The 5,916-nt window shown below is 71.6% G+C and carries 7 protein-coding genes; 3 read left to right on the top strand and 4 right to left on the bottom strand.

Annotated elements, in window-relative coordinates:
• On the top strand, nucleotides 1-1,403 hold a 1,403-nt coding region (locus tag QM019_RS12390; RefSeq protein WP_282853263.1), incomplete at its 5' end, for a DUF5719 family protein.
• On the opposite strand, the gene QM019_RS12385 is transcribed toward QM019_RS12390, so the two are convergent.
• Nucleotides 1,400-1,858, bottom strand: a complete 459-nt coding sequence (locus tag QM019_RS12385; protein ID WP_249386331.1) for a hypothetical protein — start codon at nucleotides 1,856-1,858, stop codon at nucleotides 1,400-1,402. The two genes, QM019_RS12390 and QM019_RS12385, sit on opposite strands and share 4 nt — an antisense overlap.
• A 48-nt stretch (nucleotides 1,859-1,906) precedes the next feature.
• On the opposite strand from QM019_RS12385, the gene QM019_RS12380 reads away from it, so the two are divergent.
• Entirely contained in the window at nucleotides 1,907-2,119 is a 213-nt protein-coding gene (locus tag QM019_RS12380) for a DUF3499 family protein (protein ID WP_249386330.1), read from the top strand.
• A 6-nt stretch (nucleotides 2,120-2,125) separates the two neighbouring features.
• On the opposite strand, the gene QM019_RS12375 is transcribed toward QM019_RS12380, so the two are convergent.
• On the bottom strand, nucleotides 2,126-2,812 hold the full coding sequence (locus tag QM019_RS12375) for an NAD(P)H-binding protein (protein ID WP_282853260.1): 687 nt from the start codon (nucleotides 2,810-2,812) through the stop codon (nucleotides 2,126-2,128).
• Nucleotides 2,813-2,952: 140 nt separating this feature from the next.
• Here QM019_RS12375 and QM019_RS12370 point away from each other — a divergent pair, with 140 nt between their 5' ends.
• Entirely contained in the window at nucleotides 2,953-4,392 is a 1,440-nt protein-coding gene (locus tag QM019_RS12370) for a phosphomannomutase/phosphoglucomutase (RefSeq protein ID WP_282853258.1), read from the top strand.
• Here the strand turns inward: QM019_RS12370 and QM019_RS12365 are convergent.
• Nucleotides 4,380-5,177 carry a DNA-formamidopyrimidine glycosylase family protein gene (locus QM019_RS12365; protein ID WP_282853257.1) on the bottom strand — a complete coding sequence of 266 codons (798 nt, stop codon included), beginning with the start codon at nucleotides 5,175-5,177 and terminating at the stop codon, nucleotides 4,380-4,382. The genes QM019_RS12370 and QM019_RS12365 overlap by 13 nt on opposite strands.
• Nucleotides 5,161-5,916, bottom strand: a 756-nt coding sequence (locus QM019_RS12360; protein ID WP_428831968.1) for an Lhr family helicase, incomplete at its 5' end; no start/stop codon positions are given. The genes QM019_RS12360 and QM019_RS12365, both read right to left, overlap by 17 nt.

Below are 5,916 nucleotides of genomic sequence, written 5' to 3'. Positions count from 1 at the left end.
GCCGCAAGCGCGCATCCGGCCGCTCGCGCGCCCAGGAACGCCGTCGGCGCGGCGCCGCCTCGACCGCCGCGCGCACGGGCGGCACGGTCGCAGCGCTCGCGATCGTCGCGGTGGGCGTCTGGGCGCTCGGCTGGATGCCCCTGCCGCAGTTCCAAGCCGAGGCCGTGCCGGTCTCGGTGACGCCCGAGCCGGGCGAGCAGCTGCGCGTGTGCCCCGGCCCGCTGCAGCAGCTTGGCGTCTCGTCGGATGCGTCCGAGATCACCGCGGTCGGCTCGCCCACCGTGGCGAGCGCGGCGACCGGTGGCGAGCCCGAGACGACCGAGCTCGGCGACACGGGCGAGGGCTCGGGCCCGAGCGTGCTGAGCATGCCCGGTGTCGTCGACGGCGAGATCACCCAGCTCGCGGCGGCGCAGACGGTGATCGCCTCGGGCGGTAACGCGAGCGGCTTCTCGGCGACCGCGTGCATGCAGCCGACGTCGTCGCAGTGGCTGCTCGCCGGCGACACCACCGTCGGGCACACCCTCGTCATCGACGTCGTCAACCCTGGGAACGTCGAGGCGCGCGTCAACTTCAACGCCTACGACGAATCCGGCCCGGTGTCGCCCTCGATTCCCGAGACCGTCGTCGCCCCGGGCGAGCGGCAGGAGATTTCGCTCGCCGGAATTGCCCCGGATGCCGCATCCCTCGCCATTCAGGTCACGTCGACCGGTGCCGAGGTCGCGAGCTTCCTCCACGAAACCATCACGAGCACGCTCGATCCCGCGGGCAGCGACATCGTCGGGCCGTCGGCGCTGCCCTCGACCGAGCAGGTGCTGCCGGGCCTCTACGTGTACGAGCGGGCGGAGGACGACGAGACCGCGTCGACCACCGTCGGCACGTCGGTGCGACTCGCGAACCCGAACGACACGGCCACGAGCGCGAGCCTGCAGCTCTACACCGAAGACGGCGCGCAGGCCGAGCAGATCGATCTTGAGCTGCAGCCGAACGTGGTCATCGACTATCCGATCACCTCGCTCGCGAGCGGCACCTACTCGGTGCGCGTCGAGTCCGACCAGCCCGTCGCGATCTCGGGTCGAGTCGCGCCGCTCGAGGCGGAAGAGTTCGGCTGGTTGGCCTCGTCGCCGACTCTGAGCGACGACGTCATGGTCGCCGTGCCGAGCGGGCCGAGCGCGATGCTCTCGCTCACGAACTTCACGGATGCGCCGCGCACCGTCACGATCGACGGCGACGAGGTGACGCTCGAGCCGAACGCGACGCACCGCGTTGACGCCGCCGGCGAGATCGAGCTCGTCGACGCCGACGGACTCTACGCCGCTGTGAGTTACGCCGAGGGCGGCCGCATCGCGAGCTTCCCCGTGCAGCCGGGCAACGCCGACGCCGAGCCGATTCAGGTCACGCGCTAGCGGGGCGGGTCGAGCAGGTCGTCGTTGATGATGCCGCCGAGGCCGCCGTCGAGCAGCTCGTTGACGGCCGAGATCACGGCGCGCTCGATGTACTCGCGATAGCGAATCTGGTCGCGCGGGTCAGACAACGACAGCTTGGCGAGCCGCTCGAGCGGCACGCGGTAGAGGATCACGTCGTTCGGCGGGCGAATCTGCCAACGGTCCATGCCGTCGCGATGCTGGTCGTCGGGCGGCATCGGCGCCGTGTAGACGCGCACCTCGGCGAGCTGCTCGGGCGCCATCGAGCGCAGGAAGCCGAGCGTTTCGGCGACGATGAGGTGAAATCGGGGAACGCGGCCCGTCAACTGTGGCAGCCACGGCCCGGCCGCGCTCGAGCGCAGGCTGCGCCCGTGGCGGCTGCGGGATCCCCGGCTGCGGCGTGCATCAGCGAGCCGACGCTTCGAAGACCTAGGCATAGCCGCCAGCCTACCCCGGCGAGGTGAGCGGCGGACTAGCATGGCGGTATGCGTTCCCGTCCCTGTAGTCGAGTTGGGTGCTCGCGGCGTGCCGCGTACACGCTCACCTTCGACTACCGCGACCAGATGGCCGCCATCGGGCCGCTCGCGTTCCGGGCCGAACCCCACGCCTACGACCTCTGCCCCCTGCACGCGGGCCGCACATCCGTGCCCGAGGGGTGGACCCTCATCAAGCCCGTGCCGATCGGCCGCGTCGACTAGCTTGCGCTAGCGAATCGCGTCGGCGATCGGGGTCTCGCCGTCGTAGAAGTTCACCTTGGCGCGCGAGGCGGCGCCGGTGGCCACGACGTGGGCGATGACGGCCGCGACGTTGTCGCGCGAGGTGACCTTCGCGTCGTCGGCGATGGGCGCGTTGACGCCCTCGCCGTCGGCGTCGGCGATGAGCAGCTGGCCGCTCGCCGGCTCGAGCGTGAGCGATCCCGGGCCGAGGATCGTGTAGTCGAGCTCGGATGCGCGCAGGTAGGCGTCGGCGTCGTGCTTCGCCTTGGCGTAGGCGTAGAAGCTGTTGCTCTCGGGCAGCACATCGATGTCGATGTCGGCACGGGTGTACGACACCATGACGTAACGGTCGACGCCGGCCTGCTTGGCCGCGTCCATCGAGCGCGTCGCGGCGACGAAGTCGACCCGGTGGGTGCGCTCGGGGTTGCCGCCGCCGGCGCCCGCCGAGAACACGACGGCCTGCGCATCCGCGAACAGCTCGGCGAGCTCGTCGACCGTGGCGGTCTCGATGTCGAGGAGGCGCGGTGTCGCGCCCGCCGCCTCGACGTCTGCCGCGTGCTCGGGATTGCGAATCACGGCGTCGACGGTGAAGCCCGCCGCGGTGAGCTTCGGGGCCGCGAGCAGCGCGACCTTGCCGTGCCCACCGAGAATGACGATGCGGTTGTTGGAAGTCAAAAGGGTCCTCCTCATGCGTCGAAATGGCGCAAGATTGCGCCTTGCACCCTTGTCCAACGCATCCCTCCCGGGCAGTATTCCGGCGGCCGTGCGGGCGAGGCTGTGCGGGCTCCCGCCGCCGAGCGACTACATTTGCGCCTATGCATACTGCGATTTCGGCTATCGAACCTGAGCTTCGCGGTGACCTGACCCAGGTCGTCAAGAACTACGACATCCGCGGTCTCGTCGGTGACACCCTCACCGCACCGCTCGTCACCGCGCTCGGCGCCGCCACCGTCGATGAGCTCGGGCTCGCCGACCTTGAGCTCGTCATCGGGCACGACATGCGCGACTCGAGCCCCGAGTTCGCGGAGGCTTTCGCCCGTGGCGCGACCGCCCGCGGCGCCCGCGTGACGCACCTCGGCCTGTGTTCGACCGACATGGACTACTTTGCCTCGGGCCAGCGGGGCGCCGCGGCCGCGATGTTCACCGCATCGCACAACCCGGCCGCCTACAACGGCATCAAGATCTCGGCAGCCGGCGCGAAGGGCATCTCGTTCGACTCCGGGCTGGGCGCGATCCGCGACCGCGCCGCCGCGTACCTCGACGCGGGCATCCCCGAGGTCGATCGCACTCACGAACCGCAGCGCGTGGATGTTCTGGCCGACTACGCGCGCCACCTGCGTTCGCTCGTCGACCTCTCGGGCATCCGTCCGCTCAAGCTCGTCATCGACGCGGGTAACGGCATGGGCGGCTACACCGTGCCCGCGGTGCTGCAGGAGGCCGCCGGCCTGCCCGCGCTGCCGCTCGAGGTCGTGCCGATGTACTTCGAGCTCGACGGCAACTTCCCGAACCACGAGGCGAACCCGCTCGACCCGAAGAACCTCGTCGACCTCCAGGCGCGCGTCGTCGCCGAGGGCGCCGACCTCGGCCTCGCCTTCGACGGCGACGCCGACCGCTGCTTCGTCGTCGACGAGCAGGGCGAACCCGTGTCGCCGTCGGCGGTGTGCGCGATCGTTGCCGCGCGTGAGATCGCGCGGGCGAACGCCGCGGGGGAGTCGCAGCCGACCGTGATCCACAACCTGCTCACCTCGCGCCACGTCGAGGAGGTCGTGCGTGAGCTCGGCGGTGAGCCCGTGCGCACCCGCGTCGGCCACTCGCTCATCAAAGCCGAGATGGCGCGCACCGGCGCGGTCTTCGGCGGCGAGCACTCGGCGCACTACTACTTCCGCGATTTCTGGGGTGCCGACAACGGCATGCTCGCCGCGCTGCACGTGCTCGCCGAAGTCGGCGCATCCGGTCGCCGGGTCTCCGAGCTTGCGGCCGAGCACACCCCCTACTTCGCATCGGGCGAGATCAACTCGACCGTCGCCGACGCGGCCGCCGTGCTCGAGCGCCTCCGCACCGAGTTCGCGGGCATCGAGCTCGACGAACTCGACGGCCTCACCATCAGCGAAGGCAGCAGCGGCGAGTGGTGGTGGGCGAACGTGCGCCCCTCGAACACCGAGCCCCTGCTGCGGCTCAACGTCGAAGCTTCGACGCCCGAGCTCATGGCGCACGTGCGCGACGAGTTCCTCGGGCACATCCGTCAGGACGCCTGACACCTCGGGCACCAGGCCGCCCGCCGCGTGCCGCCGTCGCGCTGCCCTGAGGCGTGCGTGCCCTCGAGCACCACGGCACCGCATCGACGGCAGGGGCGGTCCGCGCGGCCAAATACATAGCTGCGCTGGCCGGGCCGTGGGTCGCCCGTAAAGGTGCGCTCGACGCGGTCGCGGTTCTCGAGCATGAGCTCGCGGGCGTGCGCGAGCAGTTCGTCGAGGTCGGCGGTGTCGCGCACGAGCCGGTCGGGGCGGATTCCCCGCAGAAACAGCAGTTCGGTGACATACTCGTTGCCGAGCCCTGCGACGTTGCCCTGGTCGAGCAGCGCGGCGGTCAGCGGGCGCTCGGGCTCGAGCCGGATGCGCCGGGCTGCCTCCTCGAGGTCGGACGCCTCGGCGAGCAGGTCGGGGCCGAGCCAGCCGAGCTTGCTCGGCTCGTCGCGAGTGCGCCAGAGCGCGAGCTTCGCGAGATCGATGCCGAGCGCGACCACGGCATCCGTGCCGATCACCGCGCGCAGCCGATGCCGCGCGGGCCACGAGGCGCGGCCCGCCTCGCCCGGGCGCACGAGCCGCCAGCTGCCGTCCATGCCGAAGTGCGAGTGCACCGTGAACTCGCCGACGCGCAGCAGCACATGCTTGCCGCGCGCGTTGGCCCCTTCGATGCGCTCGCCGCGCAGGTCGGCCGTCGCGTGTGCCGGCACTCGCAGCGAGAACTCCGTCACCTTGCGCCCCGCGAGCGACCTCGCGAGGTGGTGGGCGGCGCGGTAGGCGCTATCGCCTTCCGGCATAGCCCGACTCTGGCTTGAGCCGCAGCCCGCGCGGCGTCGTGACGAAGCCGGCCTCCTGCAACCACGTCGAAATGCCGTGCTCGAACACCGAGGCGCCGTTGACGCGTTCGATGACGAGGCCCGGGATGCGTGCCCGCCGCACCGTGTCGCTGAGGCTGTAAGCCGCCTGCCGCAGCAGCGAGTCGTCGTCGCTGAACGTGAGCATCGTCTTGCCGCCGCGCTCGACGTAGAGCACGAGCGCGCCGTCGGCGAGCGTCACGAGCCCGCCCGCCTTGCGGCCGGGGCGGTGGGTTGATGCGTGCTCGGGCCACGAGACCGCGCCGCCATAGGCGTTTGCCGGGTCGGTCGCGGCGAGCGTGAGCAGGCGCGGTTCGCGGTCGGTCTCGAGGCGCTGCTGCACGGCGCGGAGGCGATCGATGGCGCCCGCGGCCGCGAACTGCGAGGCACCGAGCTGCTCGACGAAGTAGCCGCGGCGGGCGTGCCCCGACTCCTCGAAGCGGGCGAGCACGCGGTAAACGAGCGCGAAGCCGCCGACGACGCCGCTCGCCTCGACTGAGCCGCGCGTGACGACGCCGTAGCGGTCGAGCAGGAGGTCGCCGAGGGCCTGCGCCCGCGTCGTCGCGCCCTCGTCGCTCGTCGGCGCGATCGACCAGCGGCCGGTGCCCTGCGGCGGCGTGCTCGGGCCCGCGGTCGCGGCGGCGTGGCCGCGCCAGAGGCGGCCCCGAGCGGGCCTTGCGGC

This window comes from Gulosibacter sediminis, assembly GCF_030011715.1.
Classification (GTDB): domain Bacteria; phylum Actinomycetota; class Actinomycetes; order Actinomycetales; family Microbacteriaceae; genus Gulosibacter; species Gulosibacter sediminis.
Note: the sequence above shows the minus strand (reverse complement) of the source record. Positions and strands in the feature narration are given on the sequence as shown.